Source organism: Streptomyces sp. NPDC086989 (assembly GCF_044745505.1).
In the GTDB taxonomy this organism is placed as follows: domain Bacteria; phylum Actinomycetota; class Actinomycetes; order Streptomycetales; family Streptomycetaceae; genus Streptomyces.
Genome location: NZ_JBIVAL010000013.1, coordinates 106,194 through 132,794 on the forward strand (window position 1 = coordinate 106,194; position 26,601 = coordinate 132,794).

21 protein-coding genes and 1 pseudogene are annotated in these 26,601 nt (G+C 73.7%); 11 read left to right on the plus strand and 11 right to left on the minus strand.

The window, feature by feature from the left end; all coding sequences use genetic code 11:
- Nucleotides 1-23: 23 nt before the first annotated feature.
- From ACIPK4_RS28800 to ACIPK4_RS28815, 4 genes are all read right to left on the minus strand, one after another.
- Nucleotides 24-2,417, minus strand: a complete 2,394-nt coding sequence (locus ACIPK4_RS28800) for a polysaccharide lyase 8 family protein (RefSeq protein WP_402317711.1) — start codon at nucleotides 2,415-2,417, stop codon at nucleotides 24-26.
- 94 nt (nucleotides 2,418-2,511) lie between these two features.
- The gene (locus ACIPK4_RS28805; RefSeq protein WP_402317713.1) at nucleotides 2,512-3,351 is read right to left on the minus strand and encodes a sugar phosphate isomerase/epimerase family protein; all 840 of its coding nucleotides are present in this window, start codon (nucleotides 3,349-3,351) and stop codon (nucleotides 2,512-2,514) included.
- Nucleotides 3,348-4,511 carry a dihydrodipicolinate synthase family protein gene (locus ACIPK4_RS28810; RefSeq protein WP_402317716.1) on the minus strand — a complete coding sequence of 388 codons (1,164 nt, stop codon included), beginning with the start codon at nucleotides 4,509-4,511 and terminating at the stop codon, nucleotides 3,348-3,350. The genes ACIPK4_RS28805 and ACIPK4_RS28810 overlap by 4 nt, the downstream gene beginning before the upstream one ends.
- Complete coding sequence (locus ACIPK4_RS28815) at nucleotides 4,508-5,632, minus strand: Gfo/Idh/MocA family protein (protein ID WP_402318045.1); 1,125 nt, start codon at nucleotides 5,630-5,632, stop codon at nucleotides 4,508-4,510. Before ACIPK4_RS28815 ends, ACIPK4_RS28810 begins: the two co-directional genes overlap by 4 nt.
- 240 nt (nucleotides 5,633-5,872) lie before the next feature.
- Here ACIPK4_RS28815 and ACIPK4_RS28820 point away from each other — a divergent pair, with 240 nt between their 5' ends.
- A complete protein-coding gene (locus tag ACIPK4_RS28820) occupies nucleotides 5,873-6,949 on the plus strand; it encodes a LacI family DNA-binding transcriptional regulator (protein WP_402317718.1) in 1,077 nt (358 codons plus the stop codon).
- Nucleotides 6,946-7,773, plus strand: a complete 828-nt coding sequence (locus tag ACIPK4_RS28825; protein WP_402317720.1) for a sugar phosphate isomerase/epimerase family protein — start codon at nucleotides 6,946-6,948, stop codon at nucleotides 7,771-7,773. Before ACIPK4_RS28820 ends, ACIPK4_RS28825 begins: the two co-directional genes overlap by 4 nt.
- Here ACIPK4_RS28825 and ACIPK4_RS28830 read toward each other — a convergent pair.
- The 3 genes and pseudogenes from ACIPK4_RS28830 to ACIPK4_RS28840 form a co-directional block, all read right to left on the minus strand.
- Nucleotides 7,761-8,756: a hydroxyacid dehydrogenase gene (locus ACIPK4_RS28830; RefSeq protein WP_402318048.1), complete on the minus strand. Its 996-nt coding sequence runs from the start codon at nucleotides 8,754-8,756 to the stop codon at nucleotides 7,761-7,763. The genes ACIPK4_RS28825 and ACIPK4_RS28830 overlap by 13 nt on opposite strands.
- A gap of 44 nt (nucleotides 8,757-8,800) precedes the next feature.
- Nucleotides 8,801-9,064: pseudogene (locus tag ACIPK4_RS28835) on the minus strand (carbohydrate ABC transporter permease); the annotation flags it as partial.
- Between the two features lie 315 nt (nucleotides 9,065-9,379).
- On the minus strand, nucleotides 9,380-10,573 hold the full coding sequence (locus ACIPK4_RS28840) for a substrate-binding domain-containing protein (protein WP_402317723.1): 1,194 nt from the start codon (nucleotides 10,571-10,573) through the stop codon (nucleotides 9,380-9,382).
- A gap of 208 nt (nucleotides 10,574-10,781) precedes the next feature.
- On the opposite strand from ACIPK4_RS28840, the gene ACIPK4_RS28845 reads away from it, so the two are divergent.
- The 4 genes from ACIPK4_RS28845 (at nucleotide 10,782) to ACIPK4_RS28860 (ending at nucleotide 16,066) form a co-directional block, all read left to right on the plus strand.
- Nucleotides 10,782-12,650 (plus strand): beta-galactosidase family protein, encoded by a 1,869-nt coding sequence (locus ACIPK4_RS28845; protein ID WP_402317725.1) that lies wholly within the window; start codon nucleotides 10,782-10,784, stop codon nucleotides 12,648-12,650.
- A 46-nt stretch (nucleotides 12,651-12,696) separates the two neighbouring features.
- On the plus strand, nucleotides 12,697-13,737 hold the full coding sequence (gene galT, locus ACIPK4_RS28850; protein WP_402317726.1) for a galactose-1-phosphate uridylyltransferase: 1,041 nt from the start codon (nucleotides 12,697-12,699) through the stop codon (nucleotides 13,735-13,737).
- Complete coding sequence (gene galK / locus ACIPK4_RS28855) at nucleotides 13,734-14,945, plus strand: galactokinase (protein WP_402317729.1); 1,212 nt, start codon at nucleotides 13,734-13,736, stop codon at nucleotides 14,943-14,945. The genes galT and galK overlap by 4 nt, the downstream gene beginning before the upstream one ends.
- A gap of 179 nt (nucleotides 14,946-15,124) precedes the next feature.
- Entirely contained in the window at nucleotides 15,125-16,066 is a 942-nt protein-coding gene (locus ACIPK4_RS28860; RefSeq protein ID WP_402317731.1) for an aldo/keto reductase, read from the plus strand.
- A 7-nt stretch (nucleotides 16,067-16,073) separates the two neighbouring features.
- Here ACIPK4_RS28860 and ACIPK4_RS28865 read toward each other — a convergent pair whose 3' ends face one another.
- The 3 genes from ACIPK4_RS28865 to ACIPK4_RS28875 form a co-directional block, all read right to left on the minus strand.
- Complete coding sequence (locus ACIPK4_RS28865; protein ID WP_402317733.1) at nucleotides 16,074-16,805, minus strand: carbonic anhydrase; 732 nt, start codon at nucleotides 16,803-16,805, stop codon at nucleotides 16,074-16,076.
- A gap of 210 nt (nucleotides 16,806-17,015) precedes the next feature.
- Complete coding sequence (locus ACIPK4_RS28870) at nucleotides 17,016-17,882, minus strand: ABC transporter permease (protein WP_054221623.1); 867 nt, start codon at nucleotides 17,880-17,882, stop codon at nucleotides 17,016-17,018.
- The gene (locus ACIPK4_RS28875) at nucleotides 17,879-20,620 is read right to left on the minus strand and encodes an alpha/beta fold hydrolase (protein ID WP_402317736.1); all 2,742 of its coding nucleotides are present in this window, start codon (nucleotides 20,618-20,620) and stop codon (nucleotides 17,879-17,881) included. Before ACIPK4_RS28875 ends, ACIPK4_RS28870 begins: the two co-directional genes overlap by 4 nt.
- 152 nt (nucleotides 20,621-20,772) lie before the next feature.
- Here ACIPK4_RS28875 and ACIPK4_RS28880 point away from each other — a divergent pair, with 152 nt between their 5' ends.
- The 5 genes from ACIPK4_RS28880 (at nucleotide 20,773) to ACIPK4_RS28900 (ending at nucleotide 24,819) form a co-directional block, all read left to right on the plus strand.
- Nucleotides 20,773-22,308, plus strand: a complete 1,536-nt coding sequence (locus ACIPK4_RS28880) for an ATP-dependent DNA ligase (RefSeq protein ID WP_402317739.1) — start codon at nucleotides 20,773-20,775, stop codon at nucleotides 22,306-22,308.
- A 98-nt stretch (nucleotides 22,309-22,406) separates the two neighbouring features.
- The gene (locus ACIPK4_RS28885; protein ID WP_402317742.1) at nucleotides 22,407-23,066 is read left to right on the plus strand and encodes a helix-turn-helix domain-containing protein; all 660 of its coding nucleotides are present in this window, start codon (nucleotides 22,407-22,409) and stop codon (nucleotides 23,064-23,066) included.
- 15 nt (nucleotides 23,067-23,081) lie between these two features.
- The gene (locus ACIPK4_RS28890; protein ID WP_054221626.1) at nucleotides 23,082-23,204 is read left to right on the plus strand and encodes a DUF6126 family protein; all 123 of its coding nucleotides are present in this window, start codon (nucleotides 23,082-23,084) and stop codon (nucleotides 23,202-23,204) included.
- A 56-nt stretch (nucleotides 23,205-23,260) separates the two neighbouring features.
- A complete protein-coding gene (locus tag ACIPK4_RS28895; RefSeq protein ID WP_402317745.1) occupies nucleotides 23,261-24,343 on the plus strand; it encodes a dihydrodipicolinate reductase in 1,083 nt (360 codons plus the stop codon).
- Entirely contained in the window at nucleotides 24,340-24,819 is a 480-nt protein-coding gene (locus tag ACIPK4_RS28900; RefSeq protein ID WP_402317748.1) for a carboxymuconolactone decarboxylase family protein, read from the plus strand. Before ACIPK4_RS28895 ends, ACIPK4_RS28900 begins: the two co-directional genes overlap by 4 nt.
- A 70-nt stretch (nucleotides 24,820-24,889) precedes the next feature.
- Here ACIPK4_RS28900 and ACIPK4_RS28905 read toward each other — a convergent pair whose 3' ends face one another.
- On the minus strand, nucleotides 24,890-26,545 hold the full coding sequence (locus tag ACIPK4_RS28905; protein WP_402317750.1) for a GMC oxidoreductase: 1,656 nt from the start codon (nucleotides 26,543-26,545) through the stop codon (nucleotides 24,890-24,892).
- Nucleotides 26,546-26,601 lie beyond the last annotated feature (56 nt).

Below are 26,601 nucleotides of genomic sequence, written 5' to 3' on the forward strand. Positions count from 1 at the left end.
CTCCCCACGGCTACGCCGCCGCCTCACCCCAGCCGCACCACCACCTGCCGGCCGGCCCCCTCCGCCGCGGTGAGACTGCCGAACGAGAGACGCAGTCGCGTGCCGGCGGTCACGGAGACGACGTCCGGCGGCTGGGACAGCACGGCGGTGACGGGCCGGTTCCACACCACGGTGAGCGAGGCCGCCTCGCGGGCCGGGTCCGAGACGCAGACCGTGGCCGTCCCGTCCGGTCTCTCCCGGACCGTCACCGAGCACGGTGCCGTCGCCTCCAGCGGACCGGCCGATCCGGCCTGCCAGAAGTTGGCCCCGGTGAAGCCGAGCGAGGGAACCGAGACGCCCTGGGTTGTCTCCGAGTTGGCGAGGACCGCGAGCCACCCCGCGGCGGCGGCCCGGGCTGCGGTCTGGGCCGGCGTCGCCCCCGGCATCAGCTGGTGGACGTATCCGGCGCCGGCCGGGTCCGTGCCGTGGTCGTGCCAGAGGGTGAGGTAGCGCCGGGTCAGCGGCTTCGTGGACCCGCCCCGGTTGACCTCGCTCCACCGGCCGGTGCGCGCCTCGCGCAGCGCTCTGAACGTGCCCGAACCCGACATCACGTACCCGCCGAAGCCCGCCAGATGCGCCCAGCCGGGGGAGGGGAAGGCCGCCGACCAGCCCGGCGTGGCCGGCTGGACCACCCCGCCCACGGTCAGGGCATGGGTGCCGGTGGCGCCCAGGTTGCGGTTGTCGATCACCGTCTCGACCGGGGTCCCGTCCGAGCAGCGGATCCCCGCTCCCAGGCAGACGACGGTGTCGGCGAGGAAGAACCACGACCTGCGCGCCGTGAGCGTGCTGCCCAGACCCCGCAGGTGCTGGCCCAGCGAGGCGAACTCCCCGTCCGTGGTACCGCCCACCCAGGCCGTATCGGGCCGGGACGCCCCCCAGTCACCACCCGCCCCGTCGGCGAGCACCTTCCGCGACACGGTGGTCCCGGGCAGCCGGTACGGGTCCACCGTCGGCCAGAAGGCGTCCGAGTACTGGCCGTTGCCGTAGTCGGCCCCCCACCAGCAGAGCATCCCGCTCCCGGTGTGCCAGCCCCGCAGGTTCTCCCCGTTGCCCGTCTCGTAGTGCGCGATGCGCTTCGATGCCATGGACAGCGAGGCCGCCCAGCGGGGCCGCCGGTGCGTGGCCCGGTCCATGGACGGGAACAGCCGGTGACCGACCGGTTCGGGCAGTGCCGTCACCGACGCGTCGGACTCCACTGCCGCCAGCCGGGCGAGCGAGGCCAGTGGGAGCGCCGTGTCCGCGAGGGGGCGGCTGTAGTGGTCCCGGGCCATCCAGCCCTTCACCAGCCCCCGCCAGCGGGCCCGTTCGGCCGTGTCCGCGCCTTCCGCGAGTAGCAGCACCGAGGCGAGCACCGCGTGTCCCCGGGCATGGTCGTCCTGCTGGACCTGGTGCGGGTCGGCGATCATCAGACCCCGGCTGACCGCCCGCCCCGACACGCAGTCCATGACCAGCCCGTTGAACAGGAACGGCGCCCACGCCCGTTCCACCGCGTCGAAGGCGATCTGCGTCCCCGGGTCCGTGACCTGCCACGGAGTGCCCTTCAGCAGGGCGAACAGCATGCCCAGCCCGCCGAGCAGCACCGCCCCGTACGTCCCGGTGTACGGCACCCAGGTGTGCTGGACGAACGACCCGTCCCGGTAGAGCCCGTCGCCCGCGGTGACGTACGGGAACACCGGCGCGAGCGCGTCCCGGGCCAGGGCGAGCTTCGCCGGGTCCCCGCCGACCACCCCGCGCAGCGCCAGCACCCGGCACAGGTCCACCCGGTTCGCCCCCGTGCTGGTCCCGGTGTACGAGCCGACCGCCGAGTCCGGGACGAAGTGGTCGACGGCCGCGCAGAAATCGACGAGCCCGGCGGCCGGCACCTCCTCGTACAACAGCACGCACAGGTCCAGCAGGGCCTGTGGCGCACCGATCTGCCAGCAGTACCAGTTGCCGTACCGCTCCCGGCCGGCGTGGTAGACGTCCGCGTGCAGATGGTCCAGCCCGCCCAGCAGCGCCGACCGCAGCACGCCGTCCCCGGTGACTCCCGTCCCCGGCCGGACGTAGGCCTCGGCCATCGTCCGCAGCCGGTGGTAGCTCTGCATCATCAGCTCCGGGTCGCCGGCGTACCCGAGGCCGGGCCACAGCGAACCGGGCGCCGGGGCCATGGTGGAGCGCCATCCGCCGGCCAGGGCGCCGAGATCGGCCAGTCTGGACCGGAACGGCTCCTGCGCGGCAGGGATCTCACCGCCCAGCAGGAGAGCGCGCCACACCGCCCTCAACGCGTCGTCGGCCTTCCCGGCCGGGGCGGCCACCGCCGTCGGGGCGCTCCCTCCCCTCAGGAGCGCACCCCCGCCCGCGGCGGAGAGGAAGGCGCGCCGACTCCACACGTCCGTCATCGCATGCTCCTTGTCCGATCCCGTACCGGCCCCCGCCGGCCCGTCACGTGCCCCACCCGGATCGCCCTGCTCGGATTCCCCCGCTCGGACCGCCTCACGCCACGTGTGCGCGGTAGCGGTCGATCACCTCCCGCAGCACCTCGGCACCGTCCCGAGCCCGCAGCCCCGGATGGAAGATCTCCACCTCCACCGGGCCCCGGTAGCCGGCCGCGTCGGCCAGCTCCCGGAACGCCCGGAGATCGATGCAGCCGTCTCCCAACTGCCCCCGGCCCGTCAGCACACCGGCGGGCAGCGGGGTCACCCAGTCGGCCAGCTGCACCGACACGATCCGCCCGCCGGTCCCCGCGCGGTGCAGGTCGGCCGGCAGCCGCTCGTCCCACCACAGGTGGTAGGCGTCGGCCACCACCCCCACCTGCTGCGCCGGGAACCGCTCGGCGATGTCCAGGGCTTGGCCGAGGGTGGAGACGACACAGCGGTCCGAGGCGAACATCGGATGGAGCGGCTCGATCCCCAGCCGTACGCCGTGCGCGGCCGCCCACGGGGCGAGAGCGGCCAGGACGTCGACGATCCGCCGGCGTGCCCCCACCAGGTCCCGGTCGCCGTCGGGCAGGCCCCCCGAGACCAGGACCAGCGCGTCGGCACCCAGCTCGGCAGCCTCCTCCACGGCCCTGCGGTTGTCTTGGAGAGCCCCTGCACGTCCCACCGGATCGGCTGCGGTGAAGAACCCGCCGCGGCACAGCGAGCTGACCCGCAGCCCGGCCCCGGCGACCAGCTTCGCCGTCTCGCGCAGCCCGAACTCCCGCACCGGATCCCGCCAGAGCCCGACCGCAGCCACCCCGGCCTCCGCACACCCGGCGACCAGCTCGGGCAGCGACCACTGCCGGACCGTCTCGTGGTTGAGGCTGAACCGGGCCGGAGCCGGACCCCCGCTCACGACACCACCCCGTACACGGCGAGCAGCTGCCGCATCCGCGCCTCGGCCAGCTCCGGATCGGGGAACAGCCCGAGCCGGTCGGCCTGTTCGTAGGCGGTGGCCAGATGGGGCAGCGGCCGGGCCGACTGAAGCCCGCCCAGCATCGTGAAATGCTCCTGGTACCCCGCCAGCCAGGCCAGCAGCACCACCCCCGTCTTGTAGAAGCGGGTCGGCGGGGCGAACAGGTGCCGGGACAGCGCCACCGTCGGATCCAGCAGCTCACGGAAACCGGCGGGGTCGTCCCGGTCGAGGGCGAGCGCCGCCCGCGCGGCCAGCGGGGCGATCGGGTCGAAGATCCCCAGCAGCGCGTCGCTCGCCGGCCCGGCGTCCCCCTCCCCGGCGATCAGCTCCGGGTAGTGGTGGTCGTCGCCCGTGTAACAGCGCACCCCCGGCGGGAGCCTGCGCCGGATGTCCCGCTCCCGCTCCGCGTCCAGCAGCGAGATCTTGATCCCGTCCACCTTCCCGGGGTGGTCCTCGACGATCTTCAGGAACACCTCGGTCGCCGCGTCGAGGTCGCGGTGGCCCCAGTAACCCGCCAGCTCCGGGTCGAACACCGGGCCCAGCCAGTGCAGTACGACGGGTCGGGAGCTCTGCCGCAGCAGCCTTCCGCAGACCTCCCGGTAGTCGTCCGGGCCGCGGGCCGCGGCCGCCAGGGCGCGCGAGGCCATGAGCACGGCTCCCGCCCCGCACGCCTCGATGTGTGCGAGCTGTTCCTCGTACGCGGCGGTGATCGCGGCCGTGGAGTGCACCACGCCCGGGGCCAGCTGCTCGGTGCCCGCGCCGCACACGATCCGGCCGCCCACCGCCCGGGCCTCGGCGGCCGACCGGCGGATCAGCTCCGCCGCGGCCGGCCAGTCCAGCCCCATCCCGCGCTGAGCCGTGTCCATGGCCTCCGCGACTCCGAGGCCCTGCGCCCACAACCGGTGCCGGAACGCCAGCGTCGCCTCCCAGTCCACCGCCGGGCCGGCTTGGGCCGAGGCCGCGAGCGGGTCTGCGACCACATGTGCCGCAGCGAAGAGCCTGCGGCTGCGCGCCGGAGCGCGGACCAGCGGTGCGAGCGGATCGGTACAGGGCAGGTGCAGGCGGAATCCGCCGTCCGCCGCGGGGAGTCGGATGCTCACAGGACCACCGCCGGCACCGGCATGCGCCGGCCCTCCGCGGAAGAGCGCAGCCCCAGCTCCGCGAGCTGCACCCCGCGCGCCCCGGCCAGCAGGTCCCACTGCCACGGCTCGTCGAGCACGACATGGCGCAGGAAGAGCTCCCACTGCGCCTTGAACCCGTTCTCGAACGGACCGTTGTCCGGAACCTCCTGCCACTGGGCGCGGAAGGCCTCGGTCTGCGGCAGATCCGGGTTCCACACCGCCATGGGCGTCGCCCCGCGGTGCTGGATCCGGCAGCCGCGCAGCCCGGCCACCGCCGACCCCTGTGTCCCGTCCACCTGGAACTCCACCAGCTCGTCACGGTGGACCCGCACCGCCCAGGAGGAGTTGATCTGCGCGACGGCACCGCCCTCCAGTTCAAAGACCCCGTACGCGGAATCGTCCGCCGTCGCCTCGTAGGGTTTGCCCTCCTCGTCCCAGCGGCGGCCGATGTGCGTACGGGCCAGGGCCTGCACCGTGCGCACCCGGCCGAAGAGACCGTGCAGCAGGTACTCCCAGTGCGGGAACATGTCGGCGACGATGCCCCCGCCGTCCTGCGCCCGGTAGTTCCAGGACGGCCGCTGGGCCGGCTGCCAGTCCCCCTCGAACACCCAGTACCCGAACTCGCCGCGCACGGAGAGGACCTCGCCGAAGAACCCGCCGTCGATCAGCCGTTTCAGTTTCAGCAGGCCCGGAAGGAACAGCTTGTCCTGGACCACGCCGTGCTTGACCCCGGCCTCCGCGGCCAGGCGGGCCAGCTCCAGGGAGGACGCGAAGGTGAGGGCCGTCGGCTTCTCGCAGTACACGTGCTTGCCCGCCGCCACGGCCTGCCGGACCGCCGCCTCCCGTGCGCCGGTGACCTGGGCGTCGAAGTAGATCTCCACCTCGGGGTCGGCCAGCACGGCCGACAGGTCCGTGCTCACGTGCTCCAGGCCGTGCTGTTCGGCGATGGCGCGCAGGGCCGGCTCGCGCCGCCCGACCAGCACCGGCTCGGGCCACAGCACCCTGCCGTCGCCCAGGTCCAGCCCGCCCTGCTCGCGCAGGGCGAGCAGCGAGCGGACCAGGTGCTGGCGGTACCCCATCCGCCCGGTCACGCCGTTCATCGCGATCTTGATCGTCCTGCGCTCCACGGTGTCCCCTCCTTGGTGCCCGTTCGTGCGTGCTTCGGTATGGAAAGCGCGAGAGGGTCGACAGAAAGCGCTTTCACTTTCTTCAGGCTAGGGTCGGGAAGCTGGCCCGCGCAACACTCGTTCGAGTGATAGAAAGCGCTTTCTCAACCGGGGAGAATGGGAGGCACACACCGGATGAGACGATGAGCCGGGACAACGCAGGAGGGGTGCAGCATGGCGGTGACTCTCGCCGAGGTCGCGGCGCACGCGGGCGTATCGCCCGCCACGGTCTCGCGCGTACTGAACGGCGGATACCCGGTGGCCGGCGGCACCCGGACCCGCGTGGAACAGGCCGTCGAAGAGCTCGGATACGTGGCCAACGGCCCCGCCCGCGCCCTCGCGGCCGCCACCTCCGACCTGGTCGGCGTCCTCGTCCACGACGTCGCGGACAGCTTCTTCGGCATCCTCGCCGGATCCCTGCAGAGCGCCCTCGCGCCGACCGGCCAGGGCGACGCCCGCCGCCTCGCCGTCGTCTGCAACACCGAAGGCGCGCCCGCCGCCGAACTCGCTTACCTCACCCTGCTGGAGGGCCAGCGCGCGGGCGGGGTGGTCCTGACCGGCGGCGCCGTCGAGGAGCCAGGTCACACCGCCGCGCTCACCGCCCGCATCACCCGGATGGCGGCTGCCGGAGCCCCCGTCGTGCTGTGCGGACGGCCACCCCTGCCCGTACCCGCCGCACTGCCCGTCGCCACCGTCACCTTCGATGACCGCGGCGGCGCCTTCCGCCTCGCCGAGCACCTGCTGTCGCTCGGCCACCGGCGCATCGCCTACGTCGCCGGCCCGCCGGGTCTCAGCACCACCCGGGAGCGGCTCGCCGGACACCGCGAGGCCCTGCACCGGCACGACCCCGCCCTGCCCGGAGCCTGCGAGCAGCTCACCGTCCACGCCGGGTTCGAGCGCTCCGCCGGTTATGACGCCACCCGCGAACTGCTGCGCCGCGGGGCGGCCTTCACCGCCGTCGCCGCGGCCAACGACACCGTCGCCACCGGAGTCGCCGCCGCCCTGCGCGAGGCCGGCCTGCGCATCCCCGGGGATGTCTCGGTCGCAGGCTTCGACGACCTGCCGTTCTGCGTGGACACCGCCCCCGCGCTCACCACCGTCCGCGTACCACTGCGCGAGGCCGGCATACTCGCGGCCCAGCTGGTCACCGGCCGCAGGCCGCTGCCCCCGGGCGGGATCACCACCCTGCCCACCGAGCTGATGGTGCGCGGATCCACCGCACCTCCTCCGCCCGAGGGGAGCCGTCCGTGAGATACGCCTTCTCCACGCTCGGCCTGCCCGGGGCACCGCTCCACCGGAGCGCCGCCCTCGCCGCCGCCCACGGCTACGACGGCCTCGAACTGCGCGCCCACCCCGAGGAACCGCTCCACCCCGGCACTCCTCCTGCGGACCGCGCGGCGGGCCTGCGCACGCTCAAGGCCGCCGGGGTCGCCGTCCTCGGAGTCGCGGGCTATGCCCGGGTGGCAGCGCCCGGCGCGGACGAACCCGTCCTCGCGGACCTGCACGCCCTGGTCCGGCTCGCCGCCGACCTCGAAGCCCCGTACGTCCGGGTGTTCCCCGGCGGAGCCGGGCAGCCGCCGGCGGTCGCCGACGCCCACGCCGTACGCAGACTGGCCGCCGCGGCACCCTTCGCCGAACGGCACGGAGTGCGGGTCCTGCTGGAGACGCACGACTCGCACCGGACCGGATCCGCCGCCAGGCGGGTGCTGGACCGCGTCGCGCAGTGCAGCGCAGGCGCATTGTGGGACGTACTGCACACCTGGCTCGGCGGCGAGTCCCCGGCCGAATCACGGCGGGCGCTGCACCGGCATCTGGGGTACGTACAGGTGAAGGACGTCGCCTCCGCGCAGGACCTGACCCCGCTCGGGCTCGGCGCCGGCGTGCTGCCGCTCGCCGAGGCCGTGGCCGCCGTAGCGCCCGAAGGCTGGCTGTGCTGGGAGTACGAGAAGCGCTGGTATCCCGGCGCCGCCGAACTGTCCGGGCAGCTCGCACGGGGCCGGGAGCACCTGGCCCACCTGGCCCACCTGGCGGCCGGGGCGGCGACCGTCGCGGCCCCGGCCGCTCAGGCCGAGTAGGAAAGCCGGCCGCGGTCGACGCCATGGCGGAAACCCAGCCCCAGGGCGTACCGCTCCAGCTCTTCGACCGCCGTCGCCGCCAGTCGGTCCAGCTCCCCGCCCAGCGAACCGGCCACGTGCGGGGTGAGCAGCACGTTCGGAAGGTTGTACAGCGGCGAACCGGCGGGCAGCACCTCGGGCTCGGTGTGGTCGAGCACGGCGTGCAGCCGCCCCGCCACCAGCTCCTCGGTCAGCGCCACGGTGTCGACGAGCGAGCCCCGCGCGGTGTTGACCAGAGTGGCACCGTCCGGCATCAGCGCCAGCCGGGCCGCGTCCAGCAGATGACGGGTCTGCGGGAGTGCGGGGGCGTGCAGGCTCACCACGTCGCTGCGGCGCAGCAGTTCGTCGAGCGCGCAGGCCTCGGCACCCAGGGCGGCGAGCTCCCCCGGGTCGGCGTACGGGTCGTGGACCAGTACCCGCAGGTCGAAGGGGCGCAGCAGTTCCATGACGCGTCGGCCGATGAGCGAGGCGCCGACGATGCCGACGGTGCGGTGGTAGTTGCCGACGGCCGGGTAGCGGCGCAGCGGGTCGATCGGCGCGCGCGCCGCCCGGTAGGCGTGCGCGGATTCCAGGACGCGCTTGTTGGTGAACAGGATCGCGGCGAGCGTGTACTCGGCCACCGGCACCGCATTGGCGGCCGCGGCGCTGGAGACCAGCAGCCCGCGCTCCCAGCAGGCCTCCGTGACGTGGTGTTTGACGCTCCCGGCGGCATGTACCACGGCGCGCAGCCGCGGCATCCGCTCCAGCGCCTCGGCATCCAGGGGCGGGCAGCCCCAGCCGGTGAACAGCACCTCCGCCTGCGCGAGACGGGGCCGGAGCCCGGGTTCGTCGGGCTCGTCATGGCGGAAGCCGGTCAGCAGCAGGTCGGGGTCCACATCGGCGACCCGGAGGAGCTCGGGCAGCATCCGGCCGCTGAGGACGGCGGCCCGCGTGCCGGGACTCATGGCGAGCACGGTGACGGGGCGGCGCCGGGGGAGGAGACGATGGGTCACTTGACGGCTCCTGCGGTGAGACCCGAACGCCAGAACCGCTGGAGGCTGAGGAAGGCCAGCACGAGCGGCATGACGGCGACGAGTGAACCGGTGATCACCAGGGGATAGGGCTCAGGCTGCCGGTAGCCACTGCGGTTCCCCGTGAACAGGCCCCGGACGGCCGTGAAGGTGAACAGGAAGATGGTCACAAACCCCGGCCACGGCAACGGGAACGACACGTGCGTGAACAGCCGCAGTTCACCCGCGCCGGCTGCTGCGGCGAGCCGCCGGCCGCCCCGGCCCCGCCCGGCCGCCCCGGCCCCGCCCGGCCGCCCCGGCCCCGCCCGGCCGCCCCGGCCCCGCCTCTGCGCCGCACGCGGTGGCGGACAGGGCCAGGGAGGCGACCGAGGCGATCGGGGCGGGGCGGGGCACACGGGAGGAACGGAAGCTGCACGACATGGAGTGACTCCTGCGAACGACTTGCGAACGGCGCCGGACGGGAGAACGCGGCCCATCCTTTGCGCGAACGCGCACACCGTCAAGAGCGAACGCACAACTCGATCGAGACAATCAGTCCAGGGAGCTGGAGGCGTTCGTCATGAACGGATCGTCAGGCGGGGCAGCAGTTCCAGATGCTGCCGCGACCCCTCCTCCCGGCCCTCACCCGCCGCCGTCAGCCGGTCGAGCAGCAGCCCCGCCGCCCGCGCCCCGACCTCGCGCTTGGCCGGCGCCACCGCCGACAGCGGTACGTCGGCCAGTCCCGCCACCTCGTCGTCGTACGTGATCACGGCGAGGTCCTCCGGCACCCGTACCCCGCACGCCTGGAGCCGGGGGATCAGCATGATCGCGTCGGTGTCGCTGTGGATCAGGGCGGCGGTCACCCCACCCGCCGTCACCGCCCCGCACAGGTAGTCCAGCGTCCGCGCGAACAGGTCCGCGTCGGAGAGCGGAACCGGCCCGGCGGGCGGCCACGGCGGCGCCGGCTCCAGGCCGAGGGCGGCCACCGCGGCCTCGTACCCGGCCCGCAGCCGCGCCGTCGTCGGCGTCGTCCGGCTGACCAGCGCGATCCGCCGGTGGCCCCGCTCCACCAGGTGCTGCACCGCCGTCGCCGCGCCGTGCGCATGGTCGGAGGCCACCCGGTCCAGCGCCGCCGCCGGATGCCCGGGCGGCGCCCACCGCTCCACCAGCACCGTCGGAACCTGCAGCTCCGCGGTCCACGCCCCCTCGCCCGCGCCGGGGGAGCCGGCATCCCAGTTCGGGGTGAGCAGCAGCCCGTCCGCCCCCGTGGACAGCAGCCGGTCCGCCTGTGTCCGGTCCTCACCGGGCAGGTAGCGGGTCAGGCCCACGGTCAGCCGCGCGCCCCGCGCCTCGGCCACCTCGCGGGCCCCGCGCACGATGTCCGCGTAGTAGTACTCAGTGGTCGGCACCACCATCCCGATCACGAGGCCCGGTGCATCCGAGGGGGCCGCCGCCCGGCCCCCGGCCCCCGAACGCGCCGACGTCGCCACGGCCATCGAAGGAGACGCGCCGCCCGACGCGCCGCCCGACGCAACGTCCGACGTGCCGCCCGATGCGCCGCCCGACGTACCGCCCGTACCGCCCGTTTCCACCCGGCTGATCACCCCGTGCATCCGGTGGATCTCGCCCCGGGCCGCCATCGCCTCGATGTCGCGGCGCAGGGTGACCGGCGAAACACCCAGCTCCTGCGCCAGGTCCGCCACGCGCACACTGCCCCGCGCCCGGACGAGTGCGAGCACCTGCGCCTGACGCCGGTCCACATGTGGTCTCAAGATCTCCCCCGACGGAATCCGCGGTCCGTGGTCATCCGTGATCGCGCCCGGTCCGCTCCAGGGCGTTCCGCCATCGTAGAGAACCGAAGTGATCGATTCGATCGTTTCCGAACAACCGGTCATCGACGGCGTGGACAGAGCGTGGCGGTCATATATTCGGTGGCGTCCGGCACCTCACGGCATCTCGACCTCTCTCGGGAGTCAGCGCATGCTCACGTACGACCAGGACGGATTCCGGCGCGCGGGGCGCCCCCACCGCATCGTCTCGGGGGCCCTGCACTACTTCCGGGTCCATCCGGACCTGTGGGAGGACCGGCTGCGGCGGCTGCGCGCCCTCGGTGCCAACACGGTCGACACGTACGTCCCCTGGAACTTCCACGAGACCGCCCCGGGGAAGGGCGACTTCACCGGCGGTCGCGACCTCGGCCGCTTCCTGCGCACCGCGCAGGACCTCGGGCTCGACGCCATCGTCCGCCCCGGCCCGTACATCTGCGCCGAATGGGACTTCGGCGGCCTGCCCGCCCGGCTCCTCGCCGTCGACGGTCTCCATCTGCGCTGCTCCGACCCCCGCTTCGAGGCGGAGGTGGACGGCTGGTTCGACCTCGTCGCCCCCGAACTGCTGCCCCTGCTCGCGAGCCGCGGCGGACCGGTCGTCGCCGTGCAGATCGAGAACGAGTACGGCTCGTACGGCGACGACACCCGCTACCGCGCCCACGTGGAACGGGCCCTGGTCGAACGCGGGGTGGACTGCCTCCTGTTCACCGCCGACGGGCCCGAGGACGCCATGCTCCAGGGCGGTACGCTCCCCGGCCGGCTCGCCACCGCCACCTTCGGCGCCCGCCCCGCCGAACGCCTGGCCCATCTGCGCCGCTACCAGCGGACCGGACCGCTCGCCGCCATGGAGTTCTGGATCGGCTGGTTCGACCACTGGGGCGAGGACCACCACGTCCGTGCCGTCGAGGACGCGGCCGCCTCCCTCGACGAACTCCTCGCCACCGGTGCCTCCGTCAACCTCTACATGGCCCACGGCGGCACCAACTTCGGCTTCTGGGCGGGCGCCAACCACACCGGGTCCCGTCCCGGCGACCCCGGCTACGAGCCCACCGTCACCAGTTACGACTACGACGCCCCCATCGGCGAGGCCGGCGAGCTCACCCCGAAGTTCCACGCGTTCCGGGAAGTCATCGGCAAGTACGTGCAGTTGCCCGACGGGCCGCTGCCGCAGCCGCCGCCCCGCATCACCCCGGCCCTCGCGGTCCCCGCCGGCACCGCCCCGCTCCTGGACCAGCTGGGCCCGCTCGGCGGGGAGCCCGTACTGCGTCCCGCGCCCGAGTCCATGGAGAGGCTGGGCCAGGCCCACGGCATGATCCACTACCGCACCACCGTCACCGGGCCCCGCCCCGCCATGCCCGTCCGGATCGACGGCCTCGGCGACCGCGCGTACGTCTTCGCCGACGGCGAGCCCCTCGGCATCATCGACCGCAACCGGCCCGACGAGGGGCCCGACCTGGCCGTCGGTGAGGCCGGTGTCGTGCTCGACGTCCTCGTCCGGGCCCAGGGGCGGGTCAACTACGGCCCGCTCCTCGACGACCGCAAGGGGATCTGGCGCGGCGTACGGCACGGCCACCAGCATCTGTTCGAGTGGGAGATCCGGCTGCTCCCGCTCACCGACCTGACCGCCCTCGCCTGGTCCTGCGACATCCCGGCCGCCCCGGCCGCCCCGGCCGCCCCGCCTACCCAGGACGCTCCGCCCACTCAGGCCACCCCGCCCACCCTCGACGCTCCCGGCGCGGCCCGTCCGGTCTTCCACCGCTTCACCCACGCCCTCCCGGGCGCCCCCGCCGACGGGTTCGTCGACGTCTCCGGCTGGAGCACCGGTCTGTGCTGGCTGAACGGCTTCCTCCTCGGCCACTACGACACCCCGCGCGGTCCGCAGCGCACCCTCTACGCCCCGGCGCCCCTGTGGCGGACCGGCCGGAACGAGATCGTCCTGCTCGAACTGGAGCACCCGGGCGCCGACCTGCCGCTGCGCGACCGCCCCGACCTCGGCCGCCCGACCGTCGTGACCCTCCAGTGAACCCCCGCGCTCCCCGCCGCCCCTCCCCGTGAGAGAAGCTCTTCCTGTGAAGCGAACGAGCACCCGCCTGGCCGACGGCCGCGAGATCCTGTACTACGACGCCGACGACGGCGCGGCCCGCGCCGTCCCCGACACCCGCCCCCTCGACACCTCCGCCACCTCCTCCGAGGTGCGCCGCGACCCGCTGCTCGGCGACGCCGTCGTCATCGCCTCCCACCGCCAGGGACGCACCTACCATCCGCCCGCCGACGCCTGCCCGCTGTGCCCCTCCACCGAGGAGCGGGCGAGCGAGATCCCGGCCCCCGACTATGACGTGGTCGTCTTCGAGAACCGGTTCCCCTCCCTCGCCGGCGACACCGGCCGCTGCGAGGTCATCTGCTTCACCCCCGATCACCGGACCTCCTTCGCCGAACTCGACGAGGAACGCGCCGCGCTCGTCCTGTCCGCGTGGACGGACCGCACCGCCGAGCTCTCCGCCCAGGCCGGAGTCCGCCAGGTCTACTGCTTCGAGAACAGGGGCGCCGAGATCGGCGTGACCCTCGCGCACCCGCACGGTCAGATCTACGCCTTCCCCTTCATCACCCCGCGCACCACCCGCATGCTCGCCACCGTCGCCGCCCACCGCGCCCGCACCGGCGGCAACCTCTTCGACGAAGTGCTCGCCGCCGAGCGGGCCGAGGGCACCCGCGTCGTCCTCGAAGGCGAGCACTGGACCGCCTTCGTCCCCTACGCCGCGCGCTGGCCGTACGAGGTCCACCTCTACCCGCACCGCCGCACCGCCGACCTGACCACGCTGGACGACGCGACTCGCGCCGAGTTCCCCCGCCTCTACCTGGAGCTGCTGCGGCGCTTCGACCGGCTGTTCGAGGTGCCCGGGCCCACCCCGTACATCTCGGCCTGGCACCAGGCGCCGGTCTCCGGGGACGGCCGGGCCGACTTCGCGCTCCACCTGGAGCTCTTCACGGTGCGCCGCACCGCTGACAAGCTCAAGTACCTGGCGGGCACCGAATCCGGGATGGAGGCCTACATGAACGACGTCCGGCCCGAGGACGCGGCCGCGCGGCTGCGGGAAGTGGCGAGCCGATGACGGGCGCCGAGCCGGTGGACGAAACACCGCGTACGGAGGGCGGCGAGCCGGCACGCCGGACCGCCGACGGGTTCCGACGGCTGTACGGGTCCCCGCCCGAAGGAGTCTGGGCGGCGCCGGGCCGGGTCAACCTGATCGGCGAACACACCGACTACAACGACGGCTTCGCCCTGCCCTTCGCGCTGCCGCAGCGCACGGAGGTGGCCGCCGCCCGGCGCGCCGACGGGATCGTCCGGCTGCACTCCGCCGACGTCCCCTCGGGCGTGGTCACCCTCCACAGCGCCGACCTGGACCCCGCGCGGCCGCCCGCAGGCGCCGCAGGCTGGGCCGCGTATCCGGCCGGGGTGCTGTGGGCCCTGCTGGAGGCGGGTCTTCCGGTCGGGGGCGCCGATCTGCACGTGCGGTCCGACGTGCCCACCGGGGCCGGACTGTCCTCCTCCGCCGCCCTGGAGGTGGCCACCGTCCTGGCGCTCACCGAGCTGTACGGGATCGCGCTCACCCGGCCCGAACTGGCCGCGCTCGCCCGGCGCGCCGAGAACGCGTACGTCGGCGTGCCGTGCGGGGTGATGGACCAGACGGCCTCGGCCTGCGCCACCGACGGCAACGCCCTGCACCTCGACACCCGCACCCTCGAACTGCGGCACATCCCGTTCGACTGCGCGGCGGCGGGCCTGCGCCTCCTGGTCGTCGACACCCGCGTCAAACACGACCTGGCCGACGGGGCCTACGCCGAGCGACTCGCCTCCTGCCACGGCGCGGCCGCCGAGCTCGGGCTGACCGCCCTGCGCGACCTCCCGTACGCGGAGCTGGACGGGGCCCTGGCCCGCCTGGACGACCCGGTGCGGGTCAGGCGGGTCCGGCACGTCGTCACCGAGAACGAACGGGTCGTACGGGTGGAGGAGCTGCTGCGTGCCGGACGGCTGCGCGAGACGGGCCCGCTGCTGACCGAGGGCCACGCCTCGCTGCGCGACGACTACGAGGTGTCCTGCCCGGAGCTCGACCTGGCGGTCGCCACCGCCAACGCGGCGGGCGCCCACGGGGCCCGGATGACCGGGGGCGGCTTCGGCGGCTCGGCCCTGGCCCTGATCGACACGGACGCCGAGGACACGGTCACCGCGGCGATCACCAAGGCCTTCGACGCGGCGGGGTTCACGGCGCCGCGCGTGACGGCGGCGGCACCGGCAGCCGGGGCGCAACGCATCCTCTGAGAGGCCGGGGGCCCGCCGGGAAGCAGTCGGGCCCCGCCGAGAAGCAGTCGGGCCGGGCCGAGAAGCAGGGGGCCCGGCCGACCAGCGGCGGGCCCAGGCTGGACCGGGCCTCCTACAATGATCACTCGGTCGATCGCCTGGTCGATCACGTGCCGGACGACTGCGGAGGAACGAAACGCATGCGCTACATCCCGCTGGGCAGTTCTGGGCTCCAGGTTTCCGCCGTCGGCCTCGGCTGCAACAACTTCGGCGGCCGACTCGACGCCCACGGCACCCGCGCCGTCGTCGACGCCGCGCTGGACGCGGGGATCACCCTCCTCGACACCGCCGACATCTACGGCGGCCGCGGCGGCTCCGAGCGCCACCTCGGGCAGGCCCTCAAGGGCCGCCGCGACCAGGTCGTCCTCGCCACCAAGTTCGGCTACGCGGGCATGGACATGGAGTACGGTCCCGCGGCCGGCTCCCGCGGCGGCCGCGCCTACGTCCGGCGGGCCGTCGAGGAGTCCCTGCGCCGCCTCGACACCGACCACATCGACCTCTACCAGCTGCACAGCCCCGACCCGGCGACCCCTGTCGCCGAGACCCTGGCCGCGCTCACCGAGCTCGTCAACGAGGGCAAGATCCGCTACATCGGCCACTCCAACTTCAGCGGCTGGCAGCTGGCCGAAGCCGCGCACGTCGCGCGCGAAACCGGAGCGGTCCCCTTCGTGTCCGCACAGAACGAGTGGTCGCTGCTCCAGCGGGACGCGGAGCGGGAACTGGTCCCGGCCGCCGTGCACTACGGCCTCGGCGTGCTCCCGTACTTCCCGCTCGCCAACGGCCTGCTGACCGGCAAGATCCGCCGGGGCGCCCCCGTCCCGGCCGGCTCCCGGCTGGAGAACCGCGGCGGCTACGTCACCGAGGAGCGCCTCGACACCGTCGAAGCGCTGGCCGCCGTCGCCGACAAGTACGGCCGCAGCCTCCTCGAACTGGCCATCGGCTGGCTGTCGGCCCAGCCCGGCTGTTCCTCCGTGATCGCCGGTGCGACCTCCGCCGAGCAGGTACGGGCCAACGCGGCCGTCGCCGACCGCCCCCTGGAGCCCGAACTGCTGGCGGAGATCGACGCGGTCGTGGGGGAGTGAGCCCCGCTCAGGCGGGTGCGCCGGTCAGGACCTCCACCTTGCCGGTGTCCAGCGAGTAGTAGGCGCCGACGACGCCCAGGGCCCCCTTCTTCACGAGGGGGCCCAGGTCGTCGTTGGCCCGCAGGCCGTCCGCGGTCACCTTGATCTGGTGGTGGGTCATGGTGTCGACGGGGTCGGCGCCGGGGTTCCCCGCCGTCAGCTCGTACGCCGGCACCATGGCCTTGGCGAGCGCCTGCAGATTGCCGGGCAGCGGCTTGCCCGCCTTCAGCGACTTGTACGCGGCCTCGACCGCGCCGCAGCGCTGGTGGCCCAGCACGACGATCAGCGGAGTGCCTCCCGTCATGGGCCCGTACTCGACGGAGCCGGTCACCACCGGGCCGACCGCCTGCCCGCCCGTGCGCAGGACGTACAGGTCCCCGAGCCCGGTGTCGAAGATCAGCTCGGGCGCCACCCGGGAGTCGATGCACGACAGGACCACCCCGAACGGGTCCTGCGCCTCGGCTACCAGCTCGCGCCGTTCGGGGTCCCGGTCGGGGTGGTCGAGGTTCCCGCTCACCCAGCGCTCGTTGCCGTCCATCAGGCGCGCGAACGCGGCCCGGGGAGTGGCCGGCCGGGGCGGCGGAGCCGCGGTCGTCGCCCTAGGGGTGCGCGCGGACGAGCACCCCGTGAGCGCGACGGCGGCCGCTGCGAGGCCGCCGGCCAGCACGGCTCGGCGAGCCGGAAGTCCTGCTGTGTCCATCGTGGGTACCCCTCGGCGCCGCGCGGGCGCGTCGCGTCCGTCCGTACGTCGTGACGACCGCGATTGTCCGGGGTGCCCGGGAGCGCGGACGGCAGGCGCACACGGGCGCTGACCCCGTTGCCTCGGACGGCGCACAGCGGGCCCGTGGCCCGTGCGCGGTCAGGACACGATGGCCCGTGCACGGTCAGGACCACGATGGCCCGTGCGCGGTCAGGACACGATGTCCTTGCGGGAGAACCCGCGGAAGGCGAGGGCGAACAGCACCAGCGCGTACGACACCGACACCGCCGCGCCCTTGATCATTCCGCCCCATTCCAGCTGCGGCTGCAACGCGTCGGCCCAGGCGAACTGCCAGTGCGCGGGCAGGAACTCCCGCCACGACCCGAGCGCCGTCACCGCGTCCAGCACGTTGCCGACGATCGTCAGGCCGACGGCCCCGCCCACCGCGCCCAGCGGCGCGTCCGTCCGCGTCGACAGCCAGAACGCCAGCCCGGCCGTGACCAGTTGCGACACGAAGACGAACGCCACCACCAGGGCCAGCCGCGGCACGCTCTGCGCGGCCTCCAGCGAGCCGCCCGTGGGCAGCTTCAGCGGACCCCAGCCGTACGCGGCCGTTCCCGCCGCCAGCGCCACCACCGGCAGCAGCACCATCGCCGCCAGGCTGAAGGCCAGCGCCACCACCAGCTTGCTCCACAGCAGCCGGGCCCGGGGCACCGGTGAGGCCAGCAGGTAGCGCAACGAGGACCAGCTCGCCTCCGAGGCCACGGTGTCCCCGCAGAACAGCGCCACCGGCACCACCAGCAGGAAGCCGGCCGACACGAACAGGCAGGTGGCCGCGAAGTTCGCGCCCGAGGCCGTCGCCGTGTCGATCAGCGTGACCCGGCCGTTCGCCCCGCCCCGGCCGCCGTCCTGCCCGCCGCCCACCGCGAACGCGATGATCATGACGAAGGGGAGCGCGGCCAGCACCCCGCCCATCACCAGCGTCCGCCGCCGGCGCCACTGGCGCAGCGCCTCCACGCGCAGCGGCAGCGTACGGCTCGCCCGGTAGCCGGCGGCCACCTCCGTCACGGCGCTCATGCCGCACCTCCGATCAGGGTGAGGAACGCGTCCTCCAGCCGGCGGTGCGGCCCCACTGCGGACACCGGCACCTCCAGCCGTACCAGTTCGGCGATCAGCCCGGCGGCCGTCGCGCCCTCCAGCCGCACCAGCAGTCCGTCGTCGGCCACCGCCACGGAACCCACTCCCTCCAGCGCGGCCACCTTCGCCACGGTCCCTTCGTCCACCGGGCCGGCCGGCGTCACCAGCAGCGTGTCCCCGCCGCCCGTGATCTGCGCGACCTCGCCCGCCTGCACGAGCCGCCCGCGGTCCATGACCACCAGGTGGGTGCACGACTGCTCGACCTCCGACAGCAGGTGGCTGGAGACGATGACCGTCCGCCCGCCGGCCGCGTAGCGGATCATCACATCGCGCATCTCCCGGATCTGCGGCGGGTCCAGACCGTTCGTCGGCTCGTCGAGGATCAGCAGGTCCGGCATCCCGAGCATGGCCTGGGCGATCGCGAGACGCTGCCGCATGCCCTGCGAGTACGTGCGCACCGCGCGCTCCAGCGCGTCGCCGAGCCCGGCGATCTCCAGCGCCTCCGCCAGGTGCGCGTCCTCGGCCGGACGCCCGGTGGCCTGCCAGTACAGCTCCAGGTTCGCCCGTCCCGTCAGGTGCGGCAGGAAGCCGGCCCCCTCGACGAACGCCCCGACCCGCGACAGCACCGGCGCCCCGGCCCGGACCGCGTGTCCGAACACGCGGATCTCCCCGGCGTCCGGCGAGATCAGCCCCATCAGCATCCGCAGCGTGGTGGTCTTGCCGGCGCCGTTGGGTCCGAGCAGGCCCAGGACCTGCCCCTTCTCGACCCGGAACGACAGGTCCCGCACCGCGTACCGGTCCTGCGCCTTCGCATATCTCTTCGTCAGGCCGGTGATTTCCAGTGGTACGCCGGCCAGCGCGGGGTCGGGCCGCGGTGCGGCGGACCGCGCTCCCGCACCCTCCCGGCCGGTCCTCCGGATCCCCAGCAGCGCCGCGGCCAGCAGCGCCGCACCCAGCGGCAGTCCCCAGGTCCACGCGGGCAGTCCCGCCGAAGCCGTACGCACGTCGTCGGCCACGGGAACGGTCAGGGCGCCCTGCACCCCGACCGTGTACGTGGCCGGCGCGGCCGGGGACGCGTAGCCGAGGTCGGTGGCGGCGACGACGAGCCGCAGCCGGTGCCCCGCCTCCACGGCGTGGTCGACGGCGGGCAGCCGCAGTTCCACCCTCGTCCCCTGCTGCGCGTTCTCCACTCGCACCGGGGCGACCAGCCGGCTCGGCAGCACCGCCTGGCGGCCGTCGGGCCCGACGTCGTACAGCTTGCCGAACAGGACGGCCGCACCGTCCTCGGCCGACGACCTCACGTTCAGGGTGACGGTCGGCGTCCCGGTGATCCGTACGCCCTCGGCCAGCGGCTGCGACTCGAACCGGGCGTTCTGCCCGGGGAAGTCCAGCGACAGCCCGGCCCCGAGGGCGGCGAGCTGCCCGCCGATCCCCGGCAGGGAGGACAGTGCGGGCGGTGCGCCGCCGGCCGGATTGGCGAAGCCCTGCTCGCCGCCGCTCAGGGCGAACTGCCGCGGGCCGGCGCCCAGGCCCGGGTAGTGGCCGCCGCTCGCGCCGCGCAGCCGTACCGCCCCGTCGGTGGAGTCGATGCCGCCGGAGCGGGAGACCCGGAAGGCGGGTCCGGTGCCGGCGTCCTCGTCGCCCTTGAGATAGCGGTCGAACCAGGAGGCCACCCGGGCCTCGACCCGGCCGGACTCGGGCATGCCGCCGTCGTGCCCGCCGGCCGCCCAGTCCACGGAGACGGGCGCGCCGTTCGCCGCGATCGCCTTCGCCATGGCGTCGGCCTGGTCCAGCGGGAACAGGGAGTCGTCCTGGCCCTGCACGATGAGCGTCGGCACCTTGATCCGGTCGCCGACCGCCGACGGACTGCGCCGCTCCAGAAGGGCCCGGGCCTCGGCGTCGGGCTTCCCGGCCACCGCGACCCGCTCGTACATGGCGCACAGCTCCGGCTGGAACCGCCCGCAGGCCCCGGCGGCACCCGAGGGGCCGGACGCACCCGGGGCGGGAGCGGCCGCCGCGCCCGGGACGAGCCCCGGCTGCATCCCTGCGGCCGACCCGGTGGTGAAGAACAGCCCCGCCCACAGCTTCTTGAACACCCCCTGCGGGAACAGCGAGTCCGCGAGGTTCCAGTACGTGATCTGCGGGGCGATCGCGTCGATCCGCGGGTCGTACCCGGCGGCGAGCAGCGAGACCGCCCCGCCGTACGAGGCGCCCGCGACGCCGACGCGCGGGTCGCCGTCCTTGTCGAGCCGCACCTCGGGCCGCCGCGCGAGCCAGTCGACGAGCCGCGAGACGTCCTTGACCTCGTACTCGGGGTCGTTCAGCCCGATCTGCCCGCCCGAACGCCCGAAGCCTCGCGCCGACCAGGTCAGGACGGCGTACCCGTCACGGGCCAGCCGCTCGGCCTGGGCGCGGACGTCGTCCTTGCTGCCGCCGAAACCGTGCCCGAGGAGTACGGCGGGCCGCCTCCCCGCGCCGCCGGCCGTGAAGTAGGAGGTGTCGATGCCGGCGCCGGGCATCTCCACGACACGGTCCAGCCGGTGCACGGCGGGGGCTGCGCCGGACGCGGCGGCGGTCCACGTCCCGGCCCCCGCGACGACGGCGAGCGCGGCGGCGCCCGCGAGCAGGCGGGTGCGGCGCCGCCGGGGCAGCCGGGGCCTGGGCAGTCGGAGCTTCATACCGAAACCCTAGACGCCGGGTGCCCGCGCCCTGAGCGCCTCCGGGCGGAGCCGCCCACCTCCGCAAGGAGTAGCCGGTCGGCCCGGCATACCGCACCTGCGGTACGCGGGCCCGACCTGCGCCCCGCGCCGTGTGGCGGGAGGATGACGGCATGCTGCTCGCCGACGTCGCGCGCGTGTCCCGGGAGGTCGCCGGGACCGCCGCCCGCTCGCGGAAGACCGCCCTGCTCGCGGAGCTGTTCGCCGCCGCACCGCCCGAGGAGGCCGGCCTGGTCATCTCGTACCTCGCCGGACGCCTCCCGCAGGGCCGGCCCGGCGTCGGCTGGCGCGCGCTCGGCCGGGACGTCGAGGCCGCCGCCGAGCCCACCCTGACCGTCACCGCCGTCGACGCGGCCGTGACGGAACTCGCCGCAGTGGCGGGCCCGGGCTCGCAGGCCGAACGGCGCCGCGTCCTCGACGCCCTCCTCGGCGCGGCCACCGAGCCCGAGCAGCGGTTCCTGCGCAGCCTGCTCTCCGGCGAGGTCCGCCAGGGCGCCCTCGACGCGATCGCCCTGGAGGGGGTCGCCGCGGCCGCGGGGGTGCCGGCCGCCGAGCTGCGCCGCGCCGCGATGCTCTCCGGCTCGCTGCCCCTGGTGGCCGCTGCGGTACTGGCCGACGGGGCAGCGGCCCTGCGCGAGGTCACCCTCCGCGTCGGGCGGCCCGTACAGCCGATGCTGGCGAACACCGCGAAGTCGGTGGCCGAGGCCCTGGCCGCGCTCGGGCCCTGCGCCGTGGAGGAGAAGCTCGACGGGATCCGGGTGCAGGTGCACCGCGACGGGGACGATGTACGGGTGTACACGCGCTCCCTGGACGAGATCACCGACCGGCTGCCGGAGGTGGCACAGCGGGTGCGGGCGCTGCCGGGGGAGCGGTTCATCCTCGACGGCGAGGTGATCGGACAGACTCCGGACGGCCGGCCGGTGCCGTTCCAGGAGGTCGCGAGCCGGGTCGGGTCGCGGATCGACGTCGAGACCGCCCGCAGGACCCTGCCCGTCGTCCCGTACTTCTTCGACGTCCTGGCGGCGGGGGACGAGGTGCTCCTCGACCTGCCGGTGCGCGAGCGGTACGAGGCGCTCGCCGCCCTGGTGCCGCAGGAGTCCCGGGTCCGCCGGCTCGTCGTCGAGGACCCGTCGGGTCAGGCGGCCGCGGCCGAGGAGTTCTTGGCCGAGACCCTGCGCCGCGGCCACGAGGGCGTGATGGTCAAATCCCTGGACTCCACCTACGCGGCCGGGCGGCGCGGCAGACACTGGCTCAAGGTGAAACCGGTGCACACCCTCGACCTGGTGGTGCTCGCCGTGGAACGGGGCCACGGCCGGCGCACCGGACTGCTGTCCAACCTGCACCTGGGGGCGCGGGCCGCCGACGGCTCGTACGCCATGCTCGGCAAGACCTTCAAGGGGCTCACCGACGAAATGCTGCGCTGGCAGAGCGAACGGCTGCGGGAGCTGGCGGTGGAGGACGACGGGTTCACCGTACGGGTACGGCCCGAACTGGTCGTGGAGATCGCGTACGACGGCCTCCAGCGCTCCCCCCGCTACCCGGCCGGAGTCGCCCTGCGCTTCGCCCGCGTCCTGCGGTACCGCCCGGACAAGAACGCGGACCAGGCGGACACGGTGGAGACGGTGCTCGCCGCCCACCGGCCCGATTAGGGGCGGAGCCGGCACCTGCACAGTCCGCCTCAGAGAGTCTTTTGCCTCAGAGGTAAGGGAAATTGCCAAGGAGGCAGGATTCTGGCTCAATCGGGGGTATGACATCCGGTCCCGCCCCCGGTCCCGAAGGCCCCGACGAAGCGCTCGGCCCAGACGCCGGCGCCGAGCTGCCCTCCGTGGCTCCGCAGCTGCGTGAGCTGCGGCGACGCGCCGGGCTCACCCTGGAGGCCGCCGCCGCGCGGGCCCGGCTCTCGCCCGCGCACCTGTCCCGGCTGGAGACCGGGCGGCGCCAGCCCTCGCTGCCCCTGCTGCTCGGACTCGCCCGCACCTACGGTACGACGGTCTCGGAACTGCTCGGCGAGACCCCTGCCGTCGCCGATCCCATCGTACGGGCCGGCGGTCCGGGTGCCCGCGAGGCCGACGGGTGGACGTACTGGCAGGCCGGGGGCTCCGGCCGCGGGATGCAGGCACTGCGCGTGCACGTGCCCCACGGCCGGAGCCAGGGCGAGCTGGTCCGCGTCCACCCCGGTGAGGAATGGCTGTACGTCCTCAAGGGCCGGCTGCGGCTGCACCTGGCCGAGGCCGAGTACCTGCTGGAACCCGGGGACAGCGCGCACTTCGACTCGCTCACCCCGCACCGGATCGGCGCGGCCGCCACCGGCGGAGCCGACCTGCTGTTCGTCCACACCCTGCTGCAGAGCAGCCTCGCCGGACTGTGCCTCGGCGGCGGCGCCGCCGGCGCGCCCGCACACCCCTAGCCCAGGAGCCCCACCATGAAGCTTCAGTCCAAGTTCCCGCGCGGCCTGATGATTCGGCTGATCGCCTACTTGTTCGTCGGCCACCTCTTCGCCTTCTTCGTCTACCTCCTGTTCGTCCTGGGCGGCCAGAACCAGTAACGAACGCCGGTCCCGCGGCTCTGGAAACGTGCAGGTGCTGTCGCTACCCTCCGCGCATGATTTCCACGGTTGTCTGGGGCACCGGCAACGTCGGCCGTTTGGCCATCCGTGCCGTAGAGGCCCATCCGGCGCTGGAACTGGCCGCCGTCATCGTCCACCATCCCGACAAGATAGGCCGCGACGCGGGCCTGCTCGGTGAACTCGGCCACACCACCGGAGTCGTGGCCACCGACGACATCGAGGCGGTCCTCGCCGCCGGGCCGCAGGCCGTCGTCTACGCGGCCTCCGGCGACACCCGCCCCGACGACGCCCTCGCCGACATAACCCGGGCCATCCGGGCCGGCGCGGTCGTCGTCAGCCCCGCCCTCTACCCGCTCTACGACCACCGCAGCGCCCCGCCCGAGTTCCGCGATCCGGTGGCGGCCGCCATCGCGGAGGGCGGCGGCTCGCTGTTCGCCTCCGGCGTCGACCCCGGCTGGGGCAACGACGTACTCCCGCTGCTGCTCAGCGGACTCGGCACCACCGTCGACGCCATCCGCTGCCAGGAGATATTCGACTACTCCACCTACGACCAGCCCCACTCCGTCCGCTTCCTCGTCGGCATGGGCCAGCCGATGGACTACGAACCGATGATGCTGATGCCCTCCGTGCCCACCATGGTGTGGGGCGGGCAGATCCGCATGATGGCCCGGGCGCTGCGCGCCGAACTCGACGAGATCCGCGAGAGCGTGGACCGCCGCGCCCTCGACACCACCGTGACGACCCGCACGATGGGCGAGTTCGAGGCCGGCACCCAGGGAGCCATCCGCTTCGAGGTGCAGGGCATCGTCGGGGGCGAACCCCGCATCGTCATCGAGCACGTCACGCGCATCCACGCCTCCTGCGCCCCCGACTGGCCGTCGCCCCCCGACGGCGGCGACGGCGCCCACCGGGTGATCATCGAGGGCCGCCCGCACATCGAGGTCACGGTCGAGGCCACCGACGAGGGCGACAACCGCTCGGCGGGCGGGAACGCCACCGCCGTCGGGCGCCTGGTCGGCGCCATCGACTGGCTGGTGGAGGCCGAGCCGGGCCTCTACGACGCCCTCGACGTCCCCCTGCGTCCCGCCACCGGCAAGCTCGGAAGGAAGAAGTCATGAGGATCGACATACCCGAGGGCCAGCACCCGATCGAGTACGTGTGGGGCGACATGGTCCCCGGGATCGGGATGGCCGCCGCGAACTTCTCCCTGTCGGTGTACGCCCACACCACCCTGGGGCTGCGCGAGTTCGAGGCCGCCCGGCTGCGCGTCGCGCAGATCAACGGGTGCGTGTTCTGCCTCGACTGGCGGACCGAGCGCGACGGGGAGAAGGTCGAGGAGGAGTTCTCCGACGCCGTCACCGAGTGGCGCACGACGGACCGCTTCGACGAACGGACCCGGCTGGCCGCGGAGTACGCGGAGCGCTACACGCTCGACCACCACAACCTCGACGAGGGGTTCTGGGAGCGGATGGCCGCGCACTACAGCCAGCTGGAGATCGTGGAGCTCACGATGAGCATCGGGTCCTGGCTGGCGTTCGGCCGGCTCAACCACGTGCTCGGCCTCGACAGCGTGTGCGTGCTGCCGGGCCACTGAGCAGGCCGGGAGCGGCAACGGGTCCGGGGCCGGCCGGTGTGTCCGACGGCCCCGGGTGCGTACGGATCGCCTACAGGTCCGTGGCGATGATCTTCTCGATGTTGCGCTCGGCGAGCGCGGTGATGGTGACGAACGGGTTGACGCTGGTGTTGCCGGGGATCAGCGCGCCGTCGATCACGTACAGGCCGGTGTAGCCGTGCAGGCGGCCGTAGTTGTCGGTGGCCCTGTTCAGGACCGCGCCGCCCAGCGGGTGGTAGGTGAGGTGGTCGCCCCAGATCTTGTCCGTGCCGAACAGGTCCGTCCGGTAGATCGTCCCCTCCTTGGCGTTGATCTTGTCGAAGATGCTCTTGGCCATGTCGATGGACGGCTGCTTCCACGCCGTCCGCCAGTTCAGCTCGACCGCCCCCGACGCCGCGTTGTACGTGAACTCGGCGCGGTTCGGGTTCTTGGTGATCGACAGGTAGAAGGAGGCGTACGTCTCGATCCCGGTGGGCAGCGGCGCCACCTCGGCGAAGGCTCCGCCCGCGTCCCAGTTGTCGATTCCGCCGCAGGGGATGGACGCCTGGACCTTGCCGGTCGGGTCCCACAGATGGTTGGCCCGGCCGCACATGACGTTGCCGTTGTCGCCCCAGCCCTTGCCGATCTCGCCGTTCAGTGCGGGGAGTTTCCCGGTGGCCTTGAGCTTCACGAGCAGCTTGCTGGTGCCGACGCTGCCGGCCGCGAAGAACACCTTGTCGGCGGTCACGGTCTTGGTGGCGGTCGTGTCGCCCGTGGTGTTGATCTGGTCGATGACGACGGTGTAGCCGCCGCCGGCCGCGGGGGAGACCGAAGTGACCTTGTGCAGCGGGGAGATGGTGACCCTGCCGGTCGCCGCGGCCTGGGCGAGGTACGTCTTCTGCAGCGACTTCTTGCCGTGGTTGTTGCCGTAGAGGATCTCTCCGGCGACCGCGGACTTGGGGACGGTCCCGGCCACCTCCTGCTTCATGTAGTCCCAGTCGTACACGTCGGGGACGAAGACGAAGGGGAAGCCGGAGCGCTGGGCGTGCTTGCGGCCGACGCGGGCGAACTGGTAGCAGTCGACGGTGTCGAACCAGGCCGGGTCGACCAGCCCGACCCCGAGCCCGGCGTTGGCCCGCGGGTAGTAAGTGGCGTACATCTCCTCGGCGTCCACCGACGGGAGGACGGCGCCGAAGTTGGAGCGCTTCGGTGTGACCGCCATGCCGCCGTTGACCAGCGAACCGCCGCCCACGCCGCGGCCCTGGTAGACGATGATGCCGCCCATCTCCTCGGCGTCGAGGATCCCGGTGTAGCGGGGGATGTCCCTGTCGATGGGGAAGCCGAGGAAGTTGCTCAGGGGCTGCTTGGTCTTGGTGCGCAGCCAGTACGAGCGCTGGTCGGGGCTGGTCGTATTGCAGAAGATCTTGCCGTCGGAGCCCGGCGTGTCCCAGGCCATGCCCATCTCGATCATGTGGACGTCGACGCCGGCCTGGGCCAGCCGCAGGGCGGCCACCGACCCTCCGTAGCCGGTGCCGATCACCAGCGCCGGCACGTGCGCGCCGTTGTCGACGGGGCCGGTGCCGGCCGCCGCGGAGGCCACGGCCCCAGCGTGGGCCGGGGTGATCTGCCCGGCAAGGGCCGCAGCCCCGAGAATGGAACTTGTTCTCGCTATGAATCCACGACGTGAAATTCCCTGGGAGCCTTTTCCGTGCAGGGGGTTGTCACTCATGTGACGTTCCTCACTCTCTGGCGGAATGGGAACGAGTTCTACTGCCGGGTGCATGG